Raw genomic sequence first — 24,046 nt, forward strand, 5'->3', positions numbered from 1 at the left:
CCAGCCGTTATCTTTGACCCGAAGAGCGTACGAGACTCAAACATGGAAAAGGTTCTCCTCATCACTGGCGGCTCACGAGGGATCGGAGCAGCCACCGCGCTACTCGCCGCTTCACAGGGTTATCGCATCTGTATCAACTACCTCTCCGATCATGGCTCGGCCGAAAAGATCTGCGGGCAGGTTCGCGCACTGGGCGCGCACGCCATTGCCGTGCAGGCCGACGTCAGCAACGAGGATGAAATCATCCGCCTGTTCTCCCGTATTGACGCTGAACTGGGGCGGATCACGCATCTGGTCAACAACGCCGGGACGCTGTCCACCGCCTCGCGCCTGGAGGATATGTCGGAATTTCGCCTGCTCAAGATGATGATGACCAACGTCGTCGGGCCGATGCTGTGCAGCAAGCACGCGCTGCTGCGCATGTTGCCGGGCCACGGCGGCAGCGGCGGCAGCATCGTCAATGTGTCATCCGCGGCGTCGCGGTTGGGTGCGTCCAACGAATACGTGGATTACGCCGCGTCCAAAGGGGCTATCGACACCTTCACCATCGGTCTTTCCAAGGAAGTCGCGGGAGAGGGTATTCGGGTCAACGCGGTGCGGCCGGGCTTCATCTTCACCGAATTCCATGCGCTGAGCGGCGACCCATCTCGCATCAGCAAGCTTGAAGGTGCGCTGCCCATGGGTCGGGGCGGCACTGCGGAAGAAGTGGCGGAAGCCATTTTGTGGCTGCTATCGGACAAGGCGTCCTATGCAACGGGCACCTTCATCGATCTGGCTGGCGGTCGCTGACGCCACCCTTCAAATGGCGCCGCCTCGGTCCACCGTGTGATGGCGCTGATCATCGGCGCCATGCACGGTCAATGCATCCGCCTCTGCCTCGGTAACCGGCACCGCCGTGCCATCGATCAGCGCTTCAGACATATGCGTCTGGTCGTTGGTGGTGATGATCACTTCGGCGACTGTGCTGATCAGCAAGCTGTCTTCGAACTTGGCTGAGCAGGTCCTTCTTGTGCTGTCTATTTCCACCGCCATGGCTTGTCTCCTGTGAGCGCTGTTGTCAATTCTGGTCGATTCCCGACGTTCCGCCACTGACTTCGATCCCCGCACGTCAGCACTCCGCCGCTTCGCTGCGGTCATACGGCGTATGCAGATCGAGGAGCATGAATGAACAGTTGGTGGCAGGAAGTCATAGACACGTTGCAAGCGGAATTTTCAGATATAACCGACCCCGCCCAGTTGACCCGCATCACGGTTCGCCTGCTGATCGCAGCTCTGCTGGGCGGCATACTCGGGTATGAGCGTGAGCACCGGGGCAAGGCGGCAGGGATTCGCACGCACATGCTGGTGTGCATGGGCGCGGCGCTTTTCGTACTCGTGCCGCGACTCGCCGGGGCCGACGACGCGGCCCTGAGCCGGGTGGTGCAAGGCCTTGTTGCCGGCATCGGTTTTCTGGGTGCGGGTACCATCCTCAAGGACGGCGTCAGAAGCGCGGCGCAGGTCAAGGGCCTGACCACCGCTGCCGGACTGTGGATGACGGCGGCAATTGGCGTGGCGGCGGGCATGGGCCGCGAAGCGACCGCAGTGCTCAGTACGCTGCTTGCCCTGGGCGTATTGAGCCTGGTCCCGCGCTGGATCGAACATGCTGTGCCCGAGTCGGAACCGACAAAAAAAGCGGGCAAGCAGGGCGCCCAGACCGATGATGAATGGCGGGCGCCCTAAGGGATGGTCAGAGAATGACAGGCTGTTCCTGAGCAGGCGGATCACCCACCGGCGGTTCGATGACCGGCGGCATCGTCGGTGGCGGCTCTTCGTCGGGCGGTGGCACGGGAAGGCTCGGATCATCAATGTTCGGATCGGGTGCTTCGGGCGGGATCGGGATGTTCATGAGCGATTCCTTCTGCAGGTTCTTGGGAGACGCGCAATACAGACTACCCGTCTTTGCACATAATCGCCCGGTCGCCTCCTGCACAACTGTGTGAATGCTGCCGAACGTGATTGGCGTCCGGGCGGGCGATGTACGTAGAAATTGCTTGATCGTGCACGAGCCGACCGCTTCCAGCCGCTGCCTTCCCGCACTCTGGTCTACGCTCGTCACGACCCGAAACTTTTTGAACTTTTGCCGATGCGGGCGGCTCGGAAAGTCAGGCGACCCGGTCAAGTGCAGTCGTACACCTTGGCTGTCGGCCACTGCATGACCAATCTTTTATTGCATGGATCCGCACAGGAGCGTCCCTGGGGCGTGAGGAGTGATGCTCGATGAATGATCAGCCATACGGCCCGGACAACCTGGCCTCCGATGTTCCGAATACCGCTTACCCCTTGACCCTGACTCAGGCCCTGCAATTACCGCGTATCGTGATCGAAGACACGACACCGGTAATTGAAGGCGGCACTTTTGCGGCCAAGGGAATCATCGGGCAACCCGTCAAGGTCACCAGCAAGGTATTCGCCGACGGGCATGACAAACTGGCCGTGCGCATTCGCTGGAGGGCCGCCGACGAAGAGCATTGGCATACCACGGCTATGCGTGACCTGGGTAACGACAGCTGGGTCGGTGAGTTCACCCCGGTATCGGTAAGTCGTTACCTCTTCCGTATCGAAGCGTGGATCGATCAGTACGCCAGCTACCGCTACGAACTGGAGAAGAAGTATGCCGCCGGTGTGCCTGTCGAGCTTGAGCTCGAAGAAGGGCGCATCCACCTGGTTCACGCGGCCGAGCGTAGCCAGAGCCCGTTGCGCGGGCAACTGGAAGACGTGGTCGCACATCTGGCCAAGGGCGACAAGGAAGCCCGGGTTGCGCTGTTGTTGCACAGCGAAACGGCGGCCCTGATGGAGCAGGCTGACAACCGCATGTTCCTCAGCCGCAGCGTGGAGTTCCCGCTGGATATCGAGCGTGAGCTGGCGCAGTTCGCCAGCTGGTACGAGCTGTTCCCGCGCTCCATCACCGACAGTCCCCAGCGGCACGGGACCTTCCAGGATGTACATTCGCGTCTGCCCATGATCCGTGACATGGGCTTTGATGTGTTGTACTTCCCGCCGATCCATCCAATCGGCCGCGCCCATCGCAAGGGGCCGAATAACTCGCTGACCGCCGGCCCGAACGATCCGGGCAGCCCATATGCAATCGGCAGCCCCGACGGTGGGCACGAAGCCATTCACCCTGAGCTGGGCAGCCGCGAGGACTTTCGCGAGCTGGTGGCAGCGGCCGCGGCGCACGGCCTGGAAATCGCCCTGGACTTCGCCATCCAGTGTTCCCAAGACCACCCGTGGCTGCAGCAGCATCCGGGCTGGTTCTCATGGCGTCCGGACGGCACGATTCGTTACGCGGAAAACCCGCCGAAAAAGTATCAGGACATCGTCAACGTCGACTTCTACGCACCGGACGCCATTCCAAGCCTGTGGCTTGAGCTGCGTGACGTGGTACTGGGCTGGGTCAACGAAGGCGTGAAGATTTTCCGTGTCGACAACCCGCACACCAAGCCGTTGCCGTTCTGGCAGTGGATGATCGCCGAGGTGCGCAGCCAGCATCCTGAGGTGATGTTCCTGGCCGAGGCCTTCACCAAACCGGCGATGATGGCGCGTCTGGGCAAGGTCGGTTATTCGCAGAGCTACACCTACTTCACCTGGCGCAACACCAAGGCCGAGCTGTCGGAGTACCTGACCCAGCTCAACGAGTCGCCGCTGCGCGAGTGCTACCGTCCCAACTTCTTCGTCAACACACCGGACATCAACCCGGTATTTCTGCACAACTCCGGGCGCGCCGGGTTCCTGATCCGCGCCGCATTGGCAACCATGGGCTCTGGCCTGTGGGGTATGTACTCGGGCTTCGAGCTGTGCGAATCGGCGCCGATTCCGGGCAAGGAAGAGTATCTGGATTCAGAGAAGTACCAGATCCGCATTCGTGATTTTTCGGCACCCGGCAATATCATCGCCGAGATCGCGCAGCTCAACCGCATTCGCCGCCAGAATCCTGCGCTGCATACCCATCTGGGCGTCAAGCTGTACACGGCCTGGAACGACAACATCCTGTATTTCGGCAAGCGCACGGCAGATGGCAGCAACTTCATTCTGGTGGCCGTCAGCATGGACCCGCACAACGTGCAGGAAGCGCACTTCGAGTTGCCGTTGTGGGACATGGGCCTGCCGGAAGACGCCGCAACCTCGGGTGAAGACCTGATGACCGGGCACCGCTGGACGTGGTACGGCAAGGTGCAGTGGATGCGTATCGACCCTGCGTATCAGCCATTCGGCATCTGGCGCATCAAGGCAGCCAACTGAATAATAAGGAGCCGTCATGGCGAAGAAGCCCGCTACTGATGCCACGTTTACGCAAGACCCGCTCTGGTACAAGGACGCGGTGATCTACCAGGTTCATGTAAAGTCTTTCTTCGACTCCAACAACGACGGAATCGGTGATTTCGCCGGCCTGATCGACAAGCTCGACTACATTGCCGGGCTTGGGGTCAATACGATCTGGCTGCTGCCGTTTTATCCGTCGCCGCGCCGCGATGATGGATACGACATTTCCGAATACCGTGCAGTCCACAGTGACTACGGGACGATGGCCGACGCCCGCCGGTTCATCGCCCAGGCTCACAAACGCGGATTGCGGGTCATCACCGAACTGGTCATCAACCACACCTCCGACCAGCACCCCTGGTTCCAGCGGGCCCGGCACGCCAAGCCAGGCTCGCGCGCACGGGACTTCTATGTGTGGTCGGACACAGACAGCAAGTACGACGGAACCCGGATCATCTTTCTGGACACCGAAAAGTCCAACTGGACCTGGGACCCGGTCGCCGGCCAGTATTTCTGGCACCGATTCTATTCCCACCAGCCGGACCTGAATTTCGATAATCCGCACGTGATGAATGCGGTACTCGGCGTGATGCGCTTCTGGCTGGACATGGGGATCGACGGGCTGCGCCTCGACGCGATTCCCTACCTGATCGAGCGCGATGGCACCAATAACGAAAACCTTCCTGAAACCCACGACGTGCTCAAGCGCATCCGAGCCGAGATCGACGCGAATTATCCGGACCGGATGCTGCTGGCCGAGGCCAACCAGTGGCCGGAGGACACCCAGTTGTATTTCGGCGACAGCCACGGCGGGCCCAATGGCGATGAATGCCACATGGCGTTCCACTTCCCGCTGATGCCGCGTATGTACATGGCCCTGGCTCAGGAAGACCGTTTTCCCATTACCGATATTCTGCGCCAGACTCCGGAAATTCCGGCCAACTGCCAGTGGGCGATATTCCTGCGCAACCACGATGAACTGACGCTGGAAATGGTCACCGACCGTGAACGCGACTACCTGTGGAACTACTACGCTGCCGACCGCCGCGCGCGCATCAATCTGGGTATCCGCCGCCGGCTGGCACCGCTGGTGGAGCGCGACCGGCGCAGGGTGGAACTGCTCAACAGCATGCTGCTGAGCATGCCGGGCACGCCGACCCTGTATTACGGCGACGAAATCGGCATGGGCGACAACATTTATCTGGGCGACCGCGACGGCGTTCGCACCCCGATGCAGTGGTCCATCGACCGTAATGGCGGGTTCTCGCGGGCCGACCCGGCCAGTCTGGTTTTGCCGCCGATCATGGACCCGCTTTATGGTTTCCAGTCGGTAAACGTCGAGAGCCAGGAAAAAGACCCGCACTCGCTGCTCAACTGGAACCGCCGCATGCTGGCGGTACGCAAACAGCAAAAGGCCTTTGGTCGCGGCACGCTGAAGATGCTTTCGCCTTCCAACCGGCGAATACTGGCCTACCTGCGCGAGTACACCGCGCCCGACGGGCACAGCGAAATCGTGCTTTGCGTGGCTAACGTGTCGAGCGCGGCCCAGGCGGCGGAGCTGGATCTGTCCGGCTATGCCGGTACCGTGCCGGTTGAAATGCTCGGTGGCAGCGCGTTTCCGCCAATCGGGCAATTGAACTATCTGCTCACCTTGCCCCCTTATGGCTTCTACTGGTTTCTTTTGGCTTCGGAGAATCAAATGCCCAGCTGGCACGTAGAACCCGCCCAAAGCATGCCCGACTTCCCGACGCTGGTACTCAAGAAGCGTCTGGAAGAGCTGCTCGACGAGCCGCTTCGCGGCACCATGGAAAACACCTCGCTCGCAGTTTATCTGCCCAAGCGCCGATGGTTCGGCGGCAAGGACAGGCCTATCGAGCGTGTCCATATCGCCTATGCCGTCCGGTTCGGCGATGCGGCACATCCCGTGCTGCTTAATGAGATTGAAGTGACGGCAGGCGGGCAGACGGAGCGCTACCAGTTGCCATTCGGTCTGCTCGCGGAAGACGAAATCGCCAGTGCATTGCCGCAGCAACTGGCACTGGCCCGCGTGCGCCGTGGCCGTCAGGTAGGGCTGATCACCGATGCGTTTACCTTGGAAACCTTTATCCGCGCGGTGATCCATGGCATGCAATCGCACACCGTGATTCATAGCAACGATGGCGATCTGCGTTTCGAGCAGACCGCGCAACTTGCTGCTCTGGGCCTGAATCAGGATTCGGAAGTTCGTTACCTGTCCGCCGAGCAATCCAACAGTTCGGTCGTGGTCGGCGGTTCGCTGGTCCTCAAACTGATTCGCAAGGTCAGCGGTGGCGTTCACCCCGAACTGGAAATGGGCGCGTATCTGACCAATGCCGGTTATCAGCATATTTCGCCGCTGCTCGGCTCGGTGGTTCGCGTCGACAGCGACGGCCAGCCACACCTGCTGATGATCGCCCAGGGCTACCTGAGCAATCAGGGCGATGCGTGGGAATGGACACAGAACAATCTTGAACGGGCCGTCCGCGACGAGCTGGCTCATGGCGTGTCCGGCCAGGAGCAGCATTACAACGCGCTGCTGGAGCTGGCCGATTTCGCGCGGCATCTGGGGCAGCGTCTTGGTGAGATGCATCAGATCCTTGCCGCGCCTACCGACAACCCGGACTTTGCTGCCGAGCAGACCGGCGAGGAAGAAGGTCGAGCATCAGGTCAGAGCGTCGCCGAGCAGCTGGAGCGCGCCTTGCAGCGCCTCGAACAGCGCAAGGCAGACCTGGAGCCGCAGGATCAGCAGCTGGTTGCCGACCTGCTTGCCAACCGCGAGCGTATCCGCAAACACGTAAAAACCCTCGCGATGCGTTCGGTAGGTGGACTGCGCATGCGCGTGCACGGTGACTTGCATCTGGGGCAGGTGCTGGTAGTCAAAGGCGACGCCTATCTGATCGACTTCGAAGGCGAGCCGGTTCGCCCGCTGCAAGAGCGACGCGCCAAGCACAGCCCGTTCAAGGACGTCAGTGGTGTTCTGCGCTCATTCGATTATGCGGCCGCCATGGCGATCCGCAGCGCGCAGAGTGTCGATACCTCGGACGAAGCGGCCGCCGCGCGCCGCCGCGTCGCTGACACTTATCTGGCTCAGGCCCGCCAGGCATTCATCGAAGGCTATGGCGCCGCAACCGTCGGCATGGCCCACCAATGGAAAGACAAAGACGGGGAGAGCGCCGCGCTGGAGCTGTTCACCCTGGAAAAAGCCGCTTATGAAGTGATCTACGAAGCTGAAAACCGTCCCAGCTGGCTGGCGGTTCCGTTGCAAGGGCTGCGTGGGTTGCTGCAACTGTCTGATGGAGAGTCACTATGAATGCACCTGACAAAACCGGCACGGGTCGCAACGCAATGCCTGCTTCGGTGGACATGGATGCGTTGATCCGTGCTGAACACCACGACCCCTTTTCGATCCTGGGCCCGCACGGCGACGGCGACAGTGGCCAGTTCGTCCGGGCTTATCTGCCCGGCGCGCTTAGCGTGCGGCTGCTGGCCCGCGACGACCAGCGAGAGTTGGGCGAGCTGGAGATGAGCGAGGTGCCGGGCTTCTTCGTCGGGCATCTGCAACAGCCACAGCCGTATCTGCTGAAAATCAACTGGGCGGGCGGGGAACAGATCACTGAAGACCCCTACAGTTTCGGCCCGCTGCTCGGGGAAATGGACCTTTACCTGTTCGCCGAGGGTAACCACCGGGATCTGAGCAGCGCTCTGGGTGCGCAGGTCGTGACAGTGGACGGCGTCGAAGGCGTGCGCTTTTCGGTCTGGGCGCCAAATGCCCGCCGCGCTTCGGTAGTCGGCAACTTCAACAATTGGGACGGGCGCCGGCACCCGATGCGCCTGCGCCATCCTTCCGGCGTGTGGGAAATCTTCGTGCCTCGCCTGCAGCCGGGGGAGGTGTACAAATACGAGTTGCTCGGCGCGCACGGCATTCTTCCGTTGAAGTCCGACCCGATGGCGCTCGCGACGACGCTGCCACCGGACACGGCCTCCAAAGTCGCACGAACTCTGCAGTTTGACTGGCAGGACCAGCAGTGGCTGGAAACCCGTGCCCAGCGCCATACGCCGGCTGCGCCGCTGTCCATCTACGAGCTGCATGCAGGCTCCTGGCAGATGGAGCAGAACGAAGAAGGCGAGTGGCGCCAGTACAACTGGCGCGAACTGGCCGACCGGCTGATTCCGTATATCAAGGAACTGGGCTTCACCCACATCGAACTGATGCCGATCATGGAGCACCCGTTCGGCGGGTCCTGGGGTTATCAACTACTTGCCCAGTTCGCGCCGTCTGCCCGCTACGGCACGCCGGAGGACTTTGCCGCGTTCGTCAATGCCTGCCACCAGGCAGAAATTGGCGTCATTCTGGACTGGGTTCCCGCCCACTTCCCGACTGATGCCCACGGACTGGCGCAGTTCGACGGCACGGCGCTTTATGAGTACGGCAACCCGCAGGAAGGTTTCCACCAGGACTGGGACACACTGATCTACAACCTGGGTCGCACCGAAGTTCATGGCTTCATGATTGCGTCGGCCTTGCACTGGCTCAAGCACTTCCATATCGACGGCCTGCGCGTGGATGCGGTGGCGTCAATGCTATATCGCGATTACTCGCGCAAAGCCGGCGAGTGGGTGCCCAACCGTTTCGGCGGCCGGGAAAACCTGGAAGCCATCGACTTTCTGCGTCACCTCAACGACGTGGTCGCCGTCGAAGCACCGGGCACTATGGTTATCGCTGAAGAATCCACGGCATGGCCGGGTGTCACCCAGACTCCCCAGCAGGGCGGCCTGGGTTTCAACTACAAATGGAACATGGGCTGGATGCACGACTCGCTGCACTACATGCAGCAGGACCCGATTCATCGGGCGCATCACCACGGCGAGCTGAGCTTCGGCCTGATGTATGCGTGGTCCGAACGCTTCATCCTGCCGATTTCCCACGACGAAGTGGTGCACGGCAAGCACTCGCTCATCGACAAGATGCCCGGTGACCGTTGGCAGAAGTTCGCCAACCTGCGTGCGTACCTGACGTTCATGTGGACTCATCCGGGCAAGAAGCTGCTTTTCATGGGCTGCGAATTCGGCCAGTGGCGCGAGTGGAATCATGACGAGCAACTGGACTGGTACCTCATGCAGTATGCCGAGCACATTGGGGTGAAGAAACTTGTCAGCGACCTGAACCGGTTGTATCGCGACGAGAAGGCCCTGCATGAGCGCGACGCGGAGCCCATGGGCTTCCAGTGGCTGATCGGCGACGACGCGACCAACAGCGTCTATGCATATATGCGCTGGAGCAAGGAGGGCGAGCCGTTGCTGGTGGTGGCCAACCTGACACCGGTGCCGCGCGAGGGTTACCGCGTGGGCGTGCCGTTCGAGGGCACTTGGGTGGAATTGCTCAACAGCGATGCCGAAAGCTACGCCGGTTCCAACATGGGCAACGGCGGCGGCGTGCACACCGAGCCGGAAAAGGCGCATGGCATGCCGGTTTCAGTGTCCCTGAGCTTGCCGCCATTGGCGGTGCTGATCCTCAAGCCCAAGGCTGCCGAACCGGAGCAATAAGCTGACATGACGGCAGACGCCGTGTTCGGGCCTGGAATAATCCGGGGCCGGACACGGCGTTTTTTGTTGCCGGTTACCAACTGACCCGCATGCCCAGGGTGCCGCGCAAGCCACGGTAGTCATCGTCATCGAGATTCTGGCTGTAGTCGCCGCTGGCATACAGACTGATCTCCGGAGACAGGCGTGCGGTAAGGCCCAGGCCCAGATCCGCGCGTGTCGCAGCCTGTCGGGTTTCGATGCGTTCGGCATGATTGAAGGTCACGCGGTCCTCGCCACCGAAGGTCCGCCACAGGTTGGCGCGCACCCAGGGCTCCAGCACAGCGCCGGGAACGGGGTAACGGCCTTTGAGCCGGGCACCCAGCCGCCCGGTCGTGCGTGGGTCGGCATCGAAGGACTGCAAGGAAATCCCGTCGTGTTGGCTGTCGAGCTCGATGCGTTGATGGATCGCCTGGGCCTGAGGTTCCAGCACCCAGTCGGCGCCGAGCGACAACGGATAACCCGCCTCGACAGAGGCACTGAAGCCATGGCCTTCGGTGCCGAGCCGCACCCCGCGTGCGGACCGCGAATCAACGTCCAGACGGGTGCCCATCAGCAGCGCATCCACATACCAGCCCGTGAGGCCGATCAAGGTCCAGTAAGCGCCAAGGCTGTCACCTTCGACTTCCAGCCTGCCGCTGCGCTGATCTTCCAGGCCTTGGGCAAATCCATCGACGTCGCCTTCCAGACGACTGTGCGCGACGAACAGCCCGCCGCGCTGCAGCTGCCCGCTGTCGTCGCGGCGTGCGTACAGATCGTGGCCGATCTGATAACCGTCCACCGTCGCGTCCAGCTTCGGTGAAACCGTGCCGGACCAACGCTGCCGAATCTCATCGCCTAGTAGCCGTGCCCAACCTGCGGGCGCCGCACCCGTTTCGGTCAGCAGGCTTTGATCGCCCTGACGCTCATGGAAAGTCCCGAGCGAAGCCAGGGTGAGTATCGCTGCCGCGGGCTGCATCACAGCGTAAGTCGGGACCTCCAGCCGATAAAGCGGCACAGGTTCCGCGCCAAACGCTGCGGCTGGCAGTGGCGGGGTGCCGATGGCCGGGACGGGCAGTGAGGCAGCTGGTTGCACTGGCTCGGGTTGTGGTTGTGGTTGTGGTTGAGGTCCGGGTTCCGGCGCTGGAGCGGGCAATGGAGCGGGCGGCGGCGCAGGCTGACCGGGTTGCTCCGGCATCGGGACAGCCGCACTCAACACAGGTGACACTACCGCTGAACGCAGAAACCAGCTGTTTTCCGAGCCTGCGGTCGCCCCGCCTTTGAAAAGGTAATACTGAAAGGGCCCGGCGGAAAGTGCGCTTTTCAGGGAAAACGCCGTGTTGTCGCTGGCCGCGCCTTCGGTAGCCTGCACGACCTCGATGCCGTTGAGCCGGGTTGAAGCACCTGCGCCGGCAAGATTGGTCACCGTTACCTGAGTGCTGCCGCTGATGCTTCCGCCTGCAACCGTAAGACGGTCGCTGGCGGACGCATCGTCGCCCAGTACCGTTTGCAACCACAGCTGTCCGTTGTTACCGAGATAATTTCCGTTGATGCGTAGGTTGTCTGTGGCCACGTCGCTTCCGGTGGTCATGTCCAGTGTGCCGGAGTTGATAACCGTGACACGCCGGCCCGGAAGAAACGGCGCGATGCTTGCGGCCGTGGACGTCAGTCGGCTGCGGGCATCGAGCTGCAGGGTACCGGTGCCGGTGCCGCTGTCGCCCAGGGTGAAAAGGCCGGCCAGTGCGATGTGGGAGTTGTCGGTCAGGCTGACCGCTTCCCACCGAAGATAACGCTCTGCGCCTGACTGAGCCGCGCCCGCGCTCGTTGTGTTGCTGAAGATCAGTGAGTCGTTGCCCGGCCCTGCATCCAGAAGGGGCGTGGCGCAGGTGTGCCTCGTCGAGGCTTTCCAGCGTTGCGCTGTCATCGCCGTCGGCCAACAACACGTTGTTACGCAAGTACCCGTCGCCTCGCCAGGCAAGACGGTCATTGCCGAAGCTGGTCCGGACCTCGCCGATGATTTCGCCACCGCTGACGGTGACCTGATCGTCGCCGCCGCTGACACTGACGGCTCCGCCGATGCTCCCGCCGCTAATGATGATGGTGTCGCGTCCGAATCCCGTCACCAGGTTGCCAAGGATCCGGCCACCGGACAGGTCGAACAGGTTGTCATCGAGCTTCATGTCGACACGGCCTATGGTGCCGCCGCTCATGGTCGCCGAGTCGCCGTCCTCGAACGCGTTGCTGATGGTGCCACCGATCATCGTGAAACGGTCCAGTCCGTCGCCCTGCAATAGTGAGCGCACACTACCGGCGCTCATGCTGAAGGTGTCTGTGCCAGGGCCCTGAGAGATGTCGCCAGTGATCGTACCGCCGCTCAGGGCGAAGGTATCCTCGCCAGCGGCCTGACTGACGTTTCCGCCAATAAGGCCTGAGCCCATGTCGATCCGGTCCTGACCGTCGCCAAATACCACGTTGCCGGAGATCGAGCCGGTTCCGCCGGCGGGGAAAGTGAGGCTGTTGTTTCCTGCGGTGTCGAGCAATGCCGCGGCACTGCCGCTGTCGCACACATTTATATCGTTGCCCGGCGTCGAGGCCAGGCTGCACGCACCGTGCAGGTCCTGAGAAACGAAAGCGAGCAGGGTGACCGGCGCTAACTTGAGTGCCGTGCCGAGAGAAAAACCGAACTTCATAACTGCTCTCCCTGATGATGTGGTCAGGAAGGCAAGTAAGGGGTCTACCCCGATGAGTGCCCGGCCGCCACAAAGAGTCGGCCGCAAAAGGGCTGCGGCGAAATCCTGCCAAATCAAAGGCTGGACGGGGAAAGTCAAGATTGGATCCAGACCAGCGTCAACAACTTGACCGACCAGCGGAAAAACAGTTGTTCATAAGGCCTGGAGCAACTTTGCCGACTTGGGTATATCCCGTCTGCTCAGCCTTGGGCGCGGCTGCGACGCGAGAGCCAGACGGTCAGCAGCAGCGCACAGACCGAGAGCAGCGAAGCGTAGAAAAAGATCCAGTCATAACCTTGACCCGAGGCGATCGCACCCATGACCGGGCCAGCGACAGCAAGCGCTAGGTCGAAGAACACCGCATAAGCACTCAGGCCCGCACCGCGACTGGAATTCGGCACGTTCTTGATCGCCTCGACGCCCAGTGCCGGGTAGACCAGCGATAGCCCAAGTCCGGTCAGCCCTGCGCCCGCCAGGGCGAAGCCGGTGCTGGGTGCCAGCCAGAGCATGACCAGACCGCAGGTTTCCACGCCCATGCAGCTGATCGCAGCGTTAAAACCGCCGAGGCGGTTGATGGCCCCGATAAACACCAGCCGCGCGAGAATGAAGCACACGCCGAATACGGACAGGCAGTAGGCCGCGCCTTCCCAGCCTTTACTGAAATAGAAGAGGGTGATGAAGGTAGTCAGCGTGCCGTAGCCGATGGATGACAGCGTAAGGCCCAGCCCGTAAGGCGCGATCCGGCCGAACACCGACCAGTAGGGCAGGCGTTCACCGGCGACTATCGGAACCGATGGCTTGTTGCGGATGAGCCATAGCGACAGCGCGGCCATGACCATCAGTGCGATGCCCAGACTGTTGAAGCCGACCTGATCGATGACCACCACACCAAGCGGCGCGCCGATGGCGATTGCCCCGTAGGAAGCAATGCCGTTCCAGGAAATCGAGCGGGCGGTATGCTCGGAGCCTACTTTGGCGATGCACCAGCTGATGGTGCCCACGCCGATCAGGCCCTGCGCCACGCCCAGAAACAGGCGAGCCACGATCAGAATCGACAGGCTGGCCACCGGAAAGCTTTCCAGCAATGTTGCCAGCAGCGTCAGTGCACCACTGATCACGATGCCGATCAGCCCGTAAACGATGGCGCGCTTGCTGCCCAGACTGTCTGTCGCCCTGCCTGCAAACGGGCGGCTGAGCAACGTGGCGAGATACTGCGAAGCGATGGCCAGACCGGCAATCAGAGCGCTGAAGCCCAGCTGGTCGTGGACATAACCCGGCAGCACGGCGATTGGCAGGCCGATGCACAGAAAGGCGACGAAGGTATAGAAAACGATGGACACGATCTGCAGGGTGATCGTCATGGAGCTGGGCTGCGCGGAGTTTTTATTGCTGGAGGCGGCAGACATCGGGCTCTTTCCCGGGCAGGCGGAGGAAGAACTCATGATGGCGGCAGCGCGGAGAAAAAGAAAGCAGCCTAATGATTTAGCTGGCAGAACGGTAATCGGTTTGGAGATGTCGCGGGCAAGCGCGCTCCTACAGGTCCGTGACCCTGGAGCGGGCTTGCCCGCGACCGGGCAGGCTACTTAGATAGCGACGCCCTGGCTGCGCAGGTAGTCGTCGTAGGTACCGCTGAAGTCGATCACGCCGCTCGGGCTGAGTTCGATGATGCGCGTGGCCAGCGAGGAGACGAACTCGCGGTCGTGGCTGACGAAGATCAGGGTGCCCGGATAGTTTTCCAGCGCCAGGTTCAGCGCCTCGATCGATTCCATGTCCAGGTGGTTGGTTGGTTCGTCCATCACCAGTACGTTGGGCTTTTGCAGGATCAGCTTGCCGAACAGCATGCGGCCCTGTTCGCCACCGGAAATCACCTTGACCGATTTGAGGATCTCGTCGTTGGAAAACAGCATGCGACCGAGGGTGCCGCGAACCAGTTGCTCACCGCCTTGCGTCCACTGACCCATCCAGTCGAAGAGGGTGCAGTCGTCTTCGAAGTCATGGGCGTGGTCCTGGGCGTAGTAGCCGATTTCCGCCGACTCGGTCCACTTGATCGAACCCGCGTCCGGTTGCAGCTCGTTGACCAGGGTACGCAGCAAGGTAGTCTTGCCGATGCCGTTCGGGCCAATGATCGCCACGCGCTCGCCGGCTTCGACAGTGAAGCTGAAGTCCTTGAACAACGTAGTGCCATCGAAACCTTTGGCCATGCGCTCCACAACGACCGCCTGACGGTGCAGTTTCTTGGTCTGCTCGAAGCGGATGAAAGGGCTGACACGGCTGGATGGCTTGACTTCGGCCAGCTGGATCTTGTCGATCTGCTTGGCGCGAGAAGTCGCCTGCTTGGCTTTCGAAGCGTTGGCCGAGAAGCGGCTGACGAAGGATTGCAGTTCGGAGATCTGCGCCTTCTTCTTGGCGTTGTCGGCCAGCAGTTGCTCGCGGGACTGGGTGGCCACGGTCATGTATTCGTCGTAGTTGCCCGGGAACAGGCGCAGCTCGCCGTAATCCAGGTCCGCCATGTGCGTGCACACACTGTTGAGGAAGTGACGGTCGTGGGAAATGATGATCATCAGGCTGTTGCGCTGAGTCAGCACGTTTTCCAGCCAGCGGATGGTGTTGATGTCCAGGTGGTTGGTCGGTTCGTCGAGCAACAGCACTTCAGGATCGGAGAACAGCGCCTGCGCCAGCAGAACCCGCAGCTTCCAGCCCGGAGACACTTCGCTCATCGGCCCGTTGTGCTGTTCGATGCCGATGCCCAGGCCCAGCAACAGTTCGCCGGCGCGGGATTCAGCGGTGTAGCCGTCCATTTCCGCGAACTCGGTTTCCAGTTCGGCCACGGCCATGCCGTCGTCTTCGCTCATTTCCGGCAGCGAGTAGATGCGGTCGCGTTCGGCCTTGACCTTCCACAGCTCTTCGTGACCCATGATCACGGTGTCGAGCACGGTGAACTCTTCATAGGCGAACTGATCCTGGCGCAGCTTGCCCAGACGCACGTTAGGCTCAAGCATCACCTGACCGCCGGATGGCTCCAGATCGCCACCGAGGATTTTCATGAAGGTGGACTTGCCGCAGCCGTTCGCGCCGATCAGGCCGTAACGGTTACCGGCACCGAACTTGACCGAGACATTCTCGAACAGGGGTTTGGGGCCAAACTGCATGGTGATGTTAGCTGTGGAGATCAAAGTGCTTGTCCTACCGGAATTTCAGGTGTGTATTGAGGCGCCAGATTCATATTTGGGCCGGTGTCGGGCCAATCAGACCTTCGCAAGCAACTTCTCCAGCACCGTCCACAAGGAGGAGCCGATCCGTTTCGCGCAGGGGAGAGCAGCATTGCGACGCTGTGGCCAGGCTGGCCGGCGATGAATGCGGGATCAGACATCGAGTACAGGGTGCGCGGGTGTGACGCTGTCGTACTGACGGCGCTCATGGATGCCCGAAGCCTTGAGCGCAGATTTGAAGCGGCGGATTGTACCACCAGCTTGCCGAATCCACATCCCGCGCGTAGCGGATCAGCGGACAAAAAGGCCCGACAAGGTACTGCGGGCCGGATAGCGGGTCAGTGCGCCAGGCGCAGTTCCAGTACTGTGTCAGGCGCACGCATCAAAGGTGGTGGCTGAATCTGCCGGGTTTCATCGATGGCCTGTAACAGCGACTCGCTCAGGCGCGGGTAACGCAGCTCGCTCAACTGCACCGGTGCTGCTTCAAGTTGCTGGGACTTTTTCGCATGGTTTTCCGCGATTTCACTGAGCGTCGACACGGTGCTTCTCCTGAATGTGGCGGGCGCTTTACCGCGTCCTGGCCTGTTGACCCCGTCAGAACTCCGACGTTCGGGGCAACCTGAAGATTTCATTGCAAAGCTCCGGCCAGAATCAGGGAGTAGCCCGGACCCTTCGTCCGGAATGAGTGCTGTAACGCGTCATGATCCCTCCGCTGTGGCGTGCGGGCCTGCTTGCCAATTGCGGCTGACCACCTAGGCTGTCTGGCAGGTTGCCCGGCGCTCTCTCCCGGCCCGTATTGAGGACTCAGCCAATGTCGAACGTAACTCCGCTGTTTGCCGATGAAATCCAGGCATGGGACCACTATGCCGCCGCTGCGCTGGGCAGCACCGCCAGCACCGCCGTGTCTGCCGAAGAGGCCGCGAGGGCAGCTGCGACGCTGGCCGATGAGTTACTGCGCGAGCGGCAAAAGCGGATCAAGGCGATGAAGGAGCAGCTCTTCCAGCACTGATCCAGCACCCATGCAGCCCTGCAACTGCGGCGTCGTGCATCCGCGTTGTGGCAGCGATATAGACAGCGAGCCAGCCACCCCGGCCTGGTATATCCTGCTCCGCCATTCGCAGATGAATATCGAACGTCCCATTTGAAGGAGTTTTCGTCGTGACCACCATCAAAATCACCGCAGGCGGGTATGAGTTTCTGGCAGAGCCCAACCCGGATGCGCCGCAGACCGTCGCGGCGTTTCTGAAGCTTTTGCCTTACCGGCAGAAATTCATCCACGTGCGCTGGAGCGGGGAAGGCTGCTGGGTACCGCTGGACGATTACCAGCTCAAGCTCGATGACCGCCTGATCGGCTTCGAGAACGCAACCAGTCATCCTTCGGTGGGCGACATTCTGTTCTACCCGGGCGGATACAGCGAAACCGAAATTATTCTGGCCTACGGCTCGTGCTGTTTTGCGAGCAAGATGGGGCAACTGGCGGGCAATCACTTTCTGACCATCGTCCAGGGCAAGGAAAACCTGCGCAATCTGGGGGTCAAGACCCTGTGGGAAGGCGCCCAGGACGTCGTCTTCGAACTGGCCTGACTCCGTCATCCTGCGCGGTGTTAAAGGGCCAGCAGCTTCGGAACTGCCAACCGGTCCGCAAGGTCTAGTCATCAACGGTTCCGCTTTCGGAAGCCATCTGGAGACTGCCCTTGAATATTTTTGAAGCTCTGCGTGAAAGTCATGAACGTCAGCGTCGCTTTGCCGAAGCACTGGTCCAGACCCATGGCGACAGTGAAGAGCGTGTACAGGCCTACAAACAGCTCAAGGATGAGCTGCACGCCCACGAAACCGCGGAAGAGCGTTTCTTCTATATCCCGCTTATGGCCCACGACAGCGGTGTGGATCTGAGTCGCCACGCCATTTCCGAACATCATGAAATGGACGAGATGATCGAAGAACTCGACGAGACCGAGATGTCCAGCCCGTCGTGGCTCGCCACCGCTAAAAAGCTCTCGGACAAGGTGCATCACCATCTTGAAGAGGAAGAGCACAAGTTCTTCCAGATGGCAGGCAAGATTCTCGATGACGGCCAGAAAGAATCCCTGGCCAGCCAGTACTTCAAAGAATACGAAGAGCAACTTGCCGAAGCTTGAGCGGCGCAGTGCTAGACTTCGCTTTTTTTTGAGCGGCGAAGGCAATCATGAAGTTTCCGGTACTCGTAGTTGCAGCAACGGTGTTGGCAGGATGTGCGGCACCGTCCGCTTCGGATCGCTCGGCAGGCCCCGCCAAGGTCATGTCCAGCGCCAAGCAACAGGTCGCGGTTGCCCAGTGCATTCAGGTGTCGTGGCAGAACGAGTCGATGTTCGGCTCGACCGCCGATGTCTTCATGCACAAACTGGCCGACGGCGGCTTCACAGTGTTCACCACTGAGGCCCGATATTTCGCCGATGTGCGCGGTAGCGGTTCAGGAACGACGGTGGAATTCTACGCACCCCGTGAAGACAGCCAGGCACCGCTGCGGGCTGCGGCTGTCGCGACCTGTCTGTGACCGGTTGCGGCGTGTTTCAGGTCAGGGAAACCGCCCGCGCTACGCGAAAGGCGCTTGAGAAAGCACTTTAAGAAAATCTCTAACGAACATGCAGTTCATCGACTAAGGTCATGACTACTAAGCATTTTGCTGGAGATTGCAGGCGAATAGGGCGACCATGGACGCCCTTTTTTCTGCAAGCCACTACCCGGAGTCTGCGTGCCTGACGACTTGCCTTGCGCCCCCGTATCCGATCTGGATCTGGAACTCGATCCACCCGAGCAATTGCCGTTCTTCAAGCGTTTGCTGTCACGTCTGGTTGCCAGGGCGCTGACCGGGCTGGGCGCGCAGCATCGGCCATCCTGGTTCCAGGGACATGCCGATGGCTATCTGAATGGACATATCGAAGGGGTGCGCGAGGGCTACGCGGAAGGCCATCTGGACGGCATCGAGCAGGGCAGACAGGTGCTGGTCATCCGCGACACGCGGCCCACCGAACATCGCGGCCCAAAGATCGATGATCATTTGTTCGACGACTGGCGGCTGGCCCTCACCCCCGAACTGAAAAAGCGCATCAAGCAGGACGTCGCTCAGAAATTGCCATCCCATGCCCAGCCCAGTGCGGCGCAATGGAAGATGATTCTCAGCGATACGCCTTCCACGAATGTCATCGCTGGCGCCGGTGCCGGCAAGTCCACCTCGCTGGTGCTGCGCATCCTGCTGCTGCATCACTATCTGGGCTACGAACTGAACGCCATGACCGTAGTCACGTTCACCCGCGAGTCGCGCAAGGACTTCATCGCAAAGCTGATCGATGTTCTGGCCCTTTGGGGGCACGGCATCAGCATGGCGCAGGCGCGTGACCTGGTTCGCACCTTTCATTCCCGAATCCTGCCGTTGGTACGCAGCCTTCCGGGGTTCGAGCAGGTTCGTGCGTTCGAGAATCTGGGCAACTCCGCTGTGGGCCGCGAAGCCGATGTCGACAGCAACCCCTTCGATCTGCGTATCAACGATGCCCAGCGCCAAGAGTTGAACCATTGTTACCGCGATCTCTACGCCGGCAACCAGCGCTTCCGTGAAGTCATCGCGCCGCTGTATCGCCACGCGATGCAGCTCAAGGAGCTTGATCGAGACCATCCCGATGTGCAGAAGCGCATCACCGTGACCGAGCTTTCATCCAGGCGCGATGAAGAGCTGTGCGACATCATCGAGGACCTGTGGATTCGTGCCAGAGCCTGGCCGATCAAAGGGATCGAGCCGATGCGCCAGACGGTCGAGATCAATGGCTTTGCGTTCCATGTCCACGGTTACAGCGCCGAACTGGATGCGTGGATCGTGCTGGGGCTGGACCCGGGCGAAGACCAGCAAATGAAGCGGGCAGATGCCAAGCTTCCGGTCTGGGCGGAATGGGTGATCAAGCGCACCCTGTTTCAGGCTTTCTGCCGCAAGCCACTGATCTGGCTGGATAATTACGAATCCGGAAGTCAGGTGCTTCAGTCGCTTGCGGGAACAGCCGTGGCTGGGCCGGGTTTCGACTATCGTGTCAAGGGCGAGCTCGGCGCGGCGCCATTGCTTGATGCTTTCGTCACCGCGGCGAACTTCATCGAAAACCTCGGCCTTGATGTACCCGCCGCGATCGCGCAGATGAGCTTTGCCAGCGACGATCCGGACCGGTTTTTCTTCGAGGGTCTGAGCCTGTTCTGGAAGGCCTTCGAGAGCCATCTGCTGACCCGGAACCCGCCCATTCTGACCTACAACCGCATGTTCGCCCTGTTTGGCGAGACGTCACCGGAGAACCTGCGTCAGGTCGGGGATGAAGTCTTGCGGCCATTGGCGCACCTGATGATCGACGAGTTCCAGGATGTCTCGCCGCAGATCGTTTCCTGGGTCCGCGCCAGCCTGCGAGAGATTCGCCGCCGTGGCCCGGCCATGCACACAGGAAGAATCGCGCAGCATTCGTCGCTGCTGAGCGTCGGCGATGACTGGCAGTCGATCTACGGTTGGCGAGGCAGTTCACCCAAATTTTTCATGGAATTCGCCAAACAGTTCCGGACACCGGCGACCACCCGGGTACTGCTCAGCGACAACTACCGCAGCCACCAGCACATCATTGACGCCGCCGAGCACATCGTGCGTGCCGCTCCGGCCATTCCCGGCAAGAAAGCCAAAGCCAGTGGCGCCGAGCAGCAATTGCTGCCGGTACGTGTCCTGGATCGGGATGAAACGGCGCTGGCTGAACGTGTGGCTGCGCATTACAGCAATGGCGACTCGATTCTGTTGCTGTACCGCAAGGCCAGCGAAAAAGAGCGCTTCTCGGCGCATTTGCAGTCGATCATAGAAACGGATCAGGCTCGACCACCGGAAGCGCGGCAGATCAAGCTGCTGACCTATCACAGCTCGAAAGGACTACAGGCGCAAGCGGTATTCCTGCTCGGGGATTGCCAGCACCTGACCGTATCGCCCTACAAGAATCAGGTCTATCGACTGGCCGGTCTGGGCGAAGCCAATGACCTGCAACCGTTCGATTCAGCCCAGAAGGACGAAACCCTGCGTTTGGCCTACGTCGCCATTACCCGCGCGGTGCGTCATTGCTACTGGTATGTCGAGAAAGCCAGTGGCAACGGCGAACATGCTCAGATGCCCAGGGCATCGGATCGAGTGGCTCAGGACAAGCCGTTCTTCGAAGATCTGCGCGGCCGCTCGTGAAGGCTGGCGGCAGCGCGGGGGGATCAGGAAAAGTGCGCCATGGGCTGGACACTGAACAATTCCAGCTCGGCCTCGATGGCTTCGATGATGCGCTCGACATCCGTCGCGTTCATGACCGTCGAACAGGGCAAGCCCGCAATAGCCACCACGGTTTCGCCGCTGGCCCTGTCGAACAGGCGGGCGATCATGCTGCTGGGCGCATCCATGCTGGCTTCGAAGCCAACCGGGTGAAAGTGCCAGCGCATCAGCTGGCAAGCGTTGGGAAACGTGACCTTGTTCATGACGGCAGCCCACCTGCTTCAATCGAGCACTTGCTTGACTCCAATGGGTAGGTAAGACCACTCCAGCCACAAGCGACTAAGCGTTATTGAAGGATCCGTCATCGGGTCAGTTCAAAATTCGTGCGCTTTGCCATGGGTAATGGAAACGGTCTTGACGAGAACTAAAAATAGCACCTGTCCGTTGACGCAACGAAGAAATTTTCTTGACGCCGGAAAAAAGTTTCCTTTTTCTGACATACGTCAACTTCTGTGGGGGGAACGGACGCCTCCGAATCGTGGCAAGCGGCGTACCTGAGTCGTAATAGTGGCATCTTGCAATTGCGAGCCGGAAACGGTTCCGTTCAGCGATAAGCTGGCGCAACAGGGGTGTAGCCCGATCAGAAGTGTGGCGCGTCAAAAGCTGTGCAGGGTGCAGCAGCTTGTTGAAGCGCTGTTGCCGGGCAAACAGCTACAAATTCCGCCCATCAGACACATCCGCATACAGGATGGCGCTCCCTCGGCAGCGTGTTTGCTGCACCGTGCATGAACCTCGTCGGGTTTCGGGGCTCCTATCGTCCGTATTCTTCATTCAGAAACATTGCCGGACTAGACTTTCCCGGTGATCAAGGAACCTGTAATCGACTGATCCGTAATGGAGTTCAAGGGCCGCGAACCCGCTCATGGCAGGCACCTTCGCCGCATCGATGCCGTTCCCCTTAACCGCATACCGGGTTCACAACACAATGATGAGTCACAAAACACCAGCAAGTCGGATACCGCGCCGCATGGCTTGGCTGTTCCTGTCCACATTGCTGATCGCGTCTGCAATATTCTGGTTAGCCATGGTTGGTCGCGTGCAGGCCGAAGCCAAGAACGGCACTCAGACACTGGTCTTCCTGCGCCATGCGGAAAAACCCGAAATGGGTCTGGGCCAACTGAACTGCAAGGGACTGAACCGGGCGCTGGAGCTTTCCGAATTGCTCCCCAAGGAGTTCGGCAAGGCTGACTTCATTTTCGCCGCCAATCCGACGCGCCATGTGGAAGAGGGTGAAGGCGACCTTTCCTATAGCTATGTGCGCCCGCTGATGACCGTGGGCCCAAGCGCGATCAAGCTCGGATTGCCCATCAACATCGACTTTGGCGCCAATGACACCAGCGACCTGGCCAACGAGTTGATGAACGACAAGTACCACAACTCGACGATCTATACCGCCTGGTCCCACGGGTATCTCCCCGAGCTGATCAATGCGGTTGCAAAGGAAGCCTCGGGCAAACGCATGAATCTGGTCGATGACTGGACGGGCGACGATTTTGACTCGGTGGTGGTGGTGACTCTCACATGGAAAAACGGCAAGGCCTCGCTGGATTACCAGAACCACAAGCAGGGCCTCAACGACGGTGCCCACACCTGTCCGGCCTCGCCTACGACAGCGGCAGCGCCTTCGACTCCTGCCTGACGCGCCGATTGTCGGGCTGCGAAAACCGGCACTAGCCAGAAAAATAACGATGGAGTACAAATGTACTCCATGAATACATTATCTCCTCGTCGCTCCGCCATATTGACCTTCATTCGCGACCGCATCGCGCAGCAGGGCCAATCGCCGAGCCTGGCTGAAATCTCCGAAGCGTTCGGCTTTGCCTCGCGCAGTGTCGCCCGCAAACACATCATTGCCCTGACCGAAGCCGGTCTGATCGAAGTGGTGCCCAACCAGGCACGCGGTATCCGGCTGGTGCAAACCACCCCGCGGCCTGAACTGCTGGAAATCCCCGTATTGGGCCGCGTGGCAGCGGGCGCGCCGATCGGGCCCGATGTGGACGTTCATGACACTCTGCTGATGGATCGCGGCACCTTCAGTCGCGTGCCCGATTACCTGCTGCGAGTGCGCGGCGACTCCATGATCGAAGACGGCATCCTCGATGGCGATCTGGTTGGCGTGCATCGCAATCCGAACGCTAACGACGGCCAGATCGTCGTCGCTCGCCTGGATGGAGAGGTGACCATCAAACGTCTGCAACGCGGCGCGGATGCGCTACGTCTGTTGCCCCGCAACCCGGCCTATGAGCCGATTACTGTCCAGCCTGATCAGGATTTCGCCATCGAAGGCGTGTTCTGCGGGCTGGTAAGGCGCGAGTGATGGGCGCGGTCATCAGCCTTGACGCTTTGCTCGACGAGCAAAGGGTCTGGAAAGGCCGGACCAGTGCGCCGCCGCGCAGCCCTTATCCCAGCGGGCATGCGGCGCTGGATCGGGCCTTGCCCAGTGGCGGATGGCCGGCTTCAGCGCTGACGGAAATCCTGATCCCCGCCGATGGCAGCGGTGAGTTGCGTTTGCTGTGGCCTTCACTGGCGCAGCTGTCCGCCGGCGGCGAGCGCATCGTGCTGGTCGCGCCACCTTACGTGCCTTATCCCCACGCCTGGCAGGCGGCAGGCGTGGATCTGCAGCAACTGGTGGTAATCGATGCAAGCCCGCGTGACGCCTTGTGGGCTGCCGAACAATGCCTGAGGTCAGGCAGTTGCGGTGCCGTCGTCTGCTGGCCCGGCATGGTGGACGACCGTGCATTGCGACGCTTGCAGGTTGCCGCTGAAACCGGTCAGACCCTGGCGTTCGCCTGTCGACCCAGCCAGGCCGCCATCAATCCGTCTCCAACAGCCTTGCGGATCGTCCTCGACAGCCGGCCGCAACAGTTGCGCGTACTCAAATGTCGAGGCGGGCTGGCGCCTGTCTCTCCGATTCCTTTCCCGACTGACGCTTGAGG

21 protein-coding genes are annotated in these 24,046 nt (G+C 60.8%); 13 read left to right on the plus strand and 8 right to left on the minus strand.

Going from position 1 to position 24,046, the window contains the following annotated elements:
• Positions 1-42: 42 nt before the first annotated feature.
• Positions 43-789, plus strand: coding sequence for an SDR family oxidoreductase (locus J3P77_RS11355; protein WP_434681806.1), 747 nt, complete (start codon positions 43-45; stop codon positions 787-789).
• 9 nt (positions 790-798) lie between these two features.
• On the opposite strand, the gene J3P77_RS11360 is transcribed toward J3P77_RS11355, so the two are convergent.
• Positions 799-1,032 (minus strand): DUF3203 family protein, encoded by a 234-nt coding sequence (locus tag J3P77_RS11360; RefSeq protein ID WP_434681809.1) that lies wholly within the window; start codon positions 1,030-1,032, stop codon positions 799-801.
• Between the two features lie 132 nt (positions 1,033-1,164).
• Here J3P77_RS11360 and J3P77_RS11365 point away from each other — a divergent pair, with 132 nt between their 5' ends.
• On the plus strand, positions 1,165-1,719 hold the full coding sequence (locus tag J3P77_RS11365) for an MgtC/SapB family protein (RefSeq protein ID WP_434681811.1): 555 nt from the start codon (positions 1,165-1,167) through the stop codon (positions 1,717-1,719).
• A 7-nt stretch (positions 1,720-1,726) separates the two neighbouring features.
• Here J3P77_RS11365 and J3P77_RS11370 read toward each other — a convergent pair whose 3' ends face one another.
• Positions 1,727-1,885 carry a hypothetical protein gene (locus tag J3P77_RS11370; protein ID WP_434681813.1) on the minus strand — a complete coding sequence of 53 codons (159 nt, stop codon included), beginning with the start codon at positions 1,883-1,885 and terminating at the stop codon, positions 1,727-1,729.
• A 371-nt stretch (positions 1,886-2,256) separates the two neighbouring features.
• Between J3P77_RS11370 and J3P77_RS11375 the strand changes: the two genes are divergently transcribed.
• From J3P77_RS11375 to glgB, 3 genes are read left to right on the plus strand one after another with little or no spacing between them, the layout of a single operon-like run.
• Positions 2,257-4,278 carry an alpha-1,4-glucan--maltose-1-phosphate maltosyltransferase gene (locus J3P77_RS11375; protein ID WP_434681815.1) on the plus strand — a complete coding sequence of 674 codons (2,022 nt, stop codon included), beginning with the start codon at positions 2,257-2,259 and terminating at the stop codon, positions 4,276-4,278.
• A 16-nt stretch (positions 4,279-4,294) separates the two neighbouring features.
• Positions 4,295-7,627, plus strand: coding sequence for a maltose alpha-D-glucosyltransferase (gene treS / locus J3P77_RS11380; RefSeq protein ID WP_434676747.1), 3,333 nt, complete (start codon positions 4,295-4,297; stop codon positions 7,625-7,627).
• The gene (gene glgB, locus J3P77_RS11385; protein ID WP_434676748.1) at positions 7,624-9,861 is read left to right on the plus strand and encodes a 1,4-alpha-glucan branching protein GlgB; all 2,238 of its coding nucleotides are present in this window, start codon (positions 7,624-7,626) and stop codon (positions 9,859-9,861) included. Before treS ends, glgB begins: the two co-directional genes overlap by 4 nt.
• A gap of 73 nt (positions 9,862-9,934) precedes the next feature.
• Here glgB and J3P77_RS11390 read toward each other — a convergent pair whose 3' ends face one another.
• The 5 genes from J3P77_RS11390 to J3P77_RS11410 all read right to left on the minus strand — a co-directional run bounded on the left by J3P77_RS11390 (position 9,935) and on the right by J3P77_RS11410 (position 16,353).
• Positions 9,935-11,449 carry an autotransporter outer membrane beta-barrel domain-containing protein gene (locus J3P77_RS11390; RefSeq protein WP_434676749.1) on the minus strand — a complete coding sequence of 505 codons (1,515 nt, stop codon included), beginning with the start codon at positions 11,447-11,449 and terminating at the stop codon, positions 9,935-9,937.
• Positions 11,406-12,704 carry a hypothetical protein gene (locus J3P77_RS11395; RefSeq protein ID WP_434676750.1) on the minus strand — a complete coding sequence of 433 codons (1,299 nt, stop codon included), beginning with the start codon at positions 12,702-12,704 and terminating at the stop codon, positions 11,406-11,408. The genes J3P77_RS11390 and J3P77_RS11395 overlap by 44 nt, the downstream gene beginning before the upstream one ends.
• A gap of 101 nt (positions 12,705-12,805) precedes the next feature.
• Positions 12,806-14,011, minus strand: coding sequence for an MFS transporter (locus tag J3P77_RS11400; protein WP_434676751.1), 1,206 nt, complete (start codon positions 14,009-14,011; stop codon positions 12,806-12,808).
• Positions 14,012-14,188: 177 nt separating this feature from the next.
• Positions 14,189-15,778, minus strand: coding sequence for an ABC-F family ATPase (locus J3P77_RS11405; RefSeq protein WP_434676752.1), 1,590 nt, complete (start codon positions 15,776-15,778; stop codon positions 14,189-14,191).
• 374 nt (positions 15,779-16,152) lie between these two features.
• Positions 16,153-16,353 (minus strand): hypothetical protein, encoded by a 201-nt coding sequence (locus J3P77_RS11410; protein WP_434676753.1) that lies wholly within the window; start codon positions 16,351-16,353, stop codon positions 16,153-16,155.
• Between the two features lie 272 nt (positions 16,354-16,625).
• On the opposite strand from J3P77_RS11410, the gene J3P77_RS11415 reads away from it, so the two are divergent.
• The 5 genes from J3P77_RS11415 (at position 16,626) to J3P77_RS11435 (ending at position 21,032) form a co-directional block, all read left to right on the plus strand.
• A complete protein-coding gene (locus J3P77_RS11415; protein WP_434676754.1) occupies positions 16,626-16,823 on the plus strand; it encodes a hypothetical protein in 198 nt (65 codons plus the stop codon).
• Between the two features lie 149 nt (positions 16,824-16,972).
• Positions 16,973-17,398, plus strand: a complete 426-nt coding sequence (locus J3P77_RS11420) for a DUF3830 family protein (RefSeq protein ID WP_434676755.1) — start codon at positions 16,973-16,975, stop codon at positions 17,396-17,398.
• 110 nt (positions 17,399-17,508) lie between these two features.
• Entirely contained in the window at positions 17,509-17,952 is a 444-nt protein-coding gene (locus tag J3P77_RS11425) for a hemerythrin domain-containing protein (protein ID WP_434676756.1), read from the plus strand.
• 47 nt (positions 17,953-17,999) lie between these two features.
• Positions 18,000-18,347, plus strand: a complete 348-nt coding sequence (locus J3P77_RS11430) for a 2-oxoacid ferredoxin oxidoreductase (RefSeq protein ID WP_434676757.1) — start codon at positions 18,000-18,002, stop codon at positions 18,345-18,347.
• 198 nt (positions 18,348-18,545) lie between these two features.
• Positions 18,546-21,032, plus strand: a complete 2,487-nt coding sequence (locus J3P77_RS11435) for a UvrD-helicase domain-containing protein (protein WP_434676758.1) — start codon at positions 18,546-18,548, stop codon at positions 21,030-21,032.
• Positions 21,033-21,055: 23 nt separating this feature from the next.
• On the opposite strand, the gene J3P77_RS11440 is transcribed toward J3P77_RS11435, so the two are convergent.
• Positions 21,056-21,313 carry a DUF1652 domain-containing protein gene (locus J3P77_RS11440; protein WP_434676759.1) on the minus strand — a complete coding sequence of 86 codons (258 nt, stop codon included), beginning with the start codon at positions 21,311-21,313 and terminating at the stop codon, positions 21,056-21,058.
• A 725-nt stretch (positions 21,314-22,038) separates the two neighbouring features.
• Between J3P77_RS11440 and J3P77_RS11445 the strand changes: the two genes are divergently transcribed.
• The 3 genes from J3P77_RS11445 to imuA are packed head-to-tail and all read left to right on the plus strand — an operon-like array spanning position 22,039 to position 24,044.
• Positions 22,039-22,749, plus strand: a complete 711-nt coding sequence (locus J3P77_RS11445; RefSeq protein WP_434681968.1) for a hypothetical protein — start codon at positions 22,039-22,041, stop codon at positions 22,747-22,749.
• Positions 22,750-22,809: 60 nt separating this feature from the next.
• Positions 22,810-23,427: a transcriptional repressor LexA gene (lexA, locus tag J3P77_RS11450; protein WP_434676760.1), complete on the plus strand. Its 618-nt coding sequence runs from the start codon at positions 22,810-22,812 to the stop codon at positions 23,425-23,427.
• Entirely contained in the window at positions 23,427-24,044 is a 618-nt protein-coding gene (gene imuA / locus J3P77_RS11455) for a translesion DNA synthesis-associated protein ImuA (protein WP_434676761.1), read from the plus strand. The genes lexA and imuA overlap by 1 nt, the downstream gene beginning before the upstream one ends.
• Positions 24,045-24,046 lie beyond the last annotated feature (2 nt).

Source organism: Pseudomonas sp. R1-18, assembly GCF_051132095.1.
In the GTDB taxonomy this organism is placed as follows: Bacteria; Pseudomonadota; Gammaproteobacteria; order Pseudomonadales; family Pseudomonadaceae; genus Aquipseudomonas.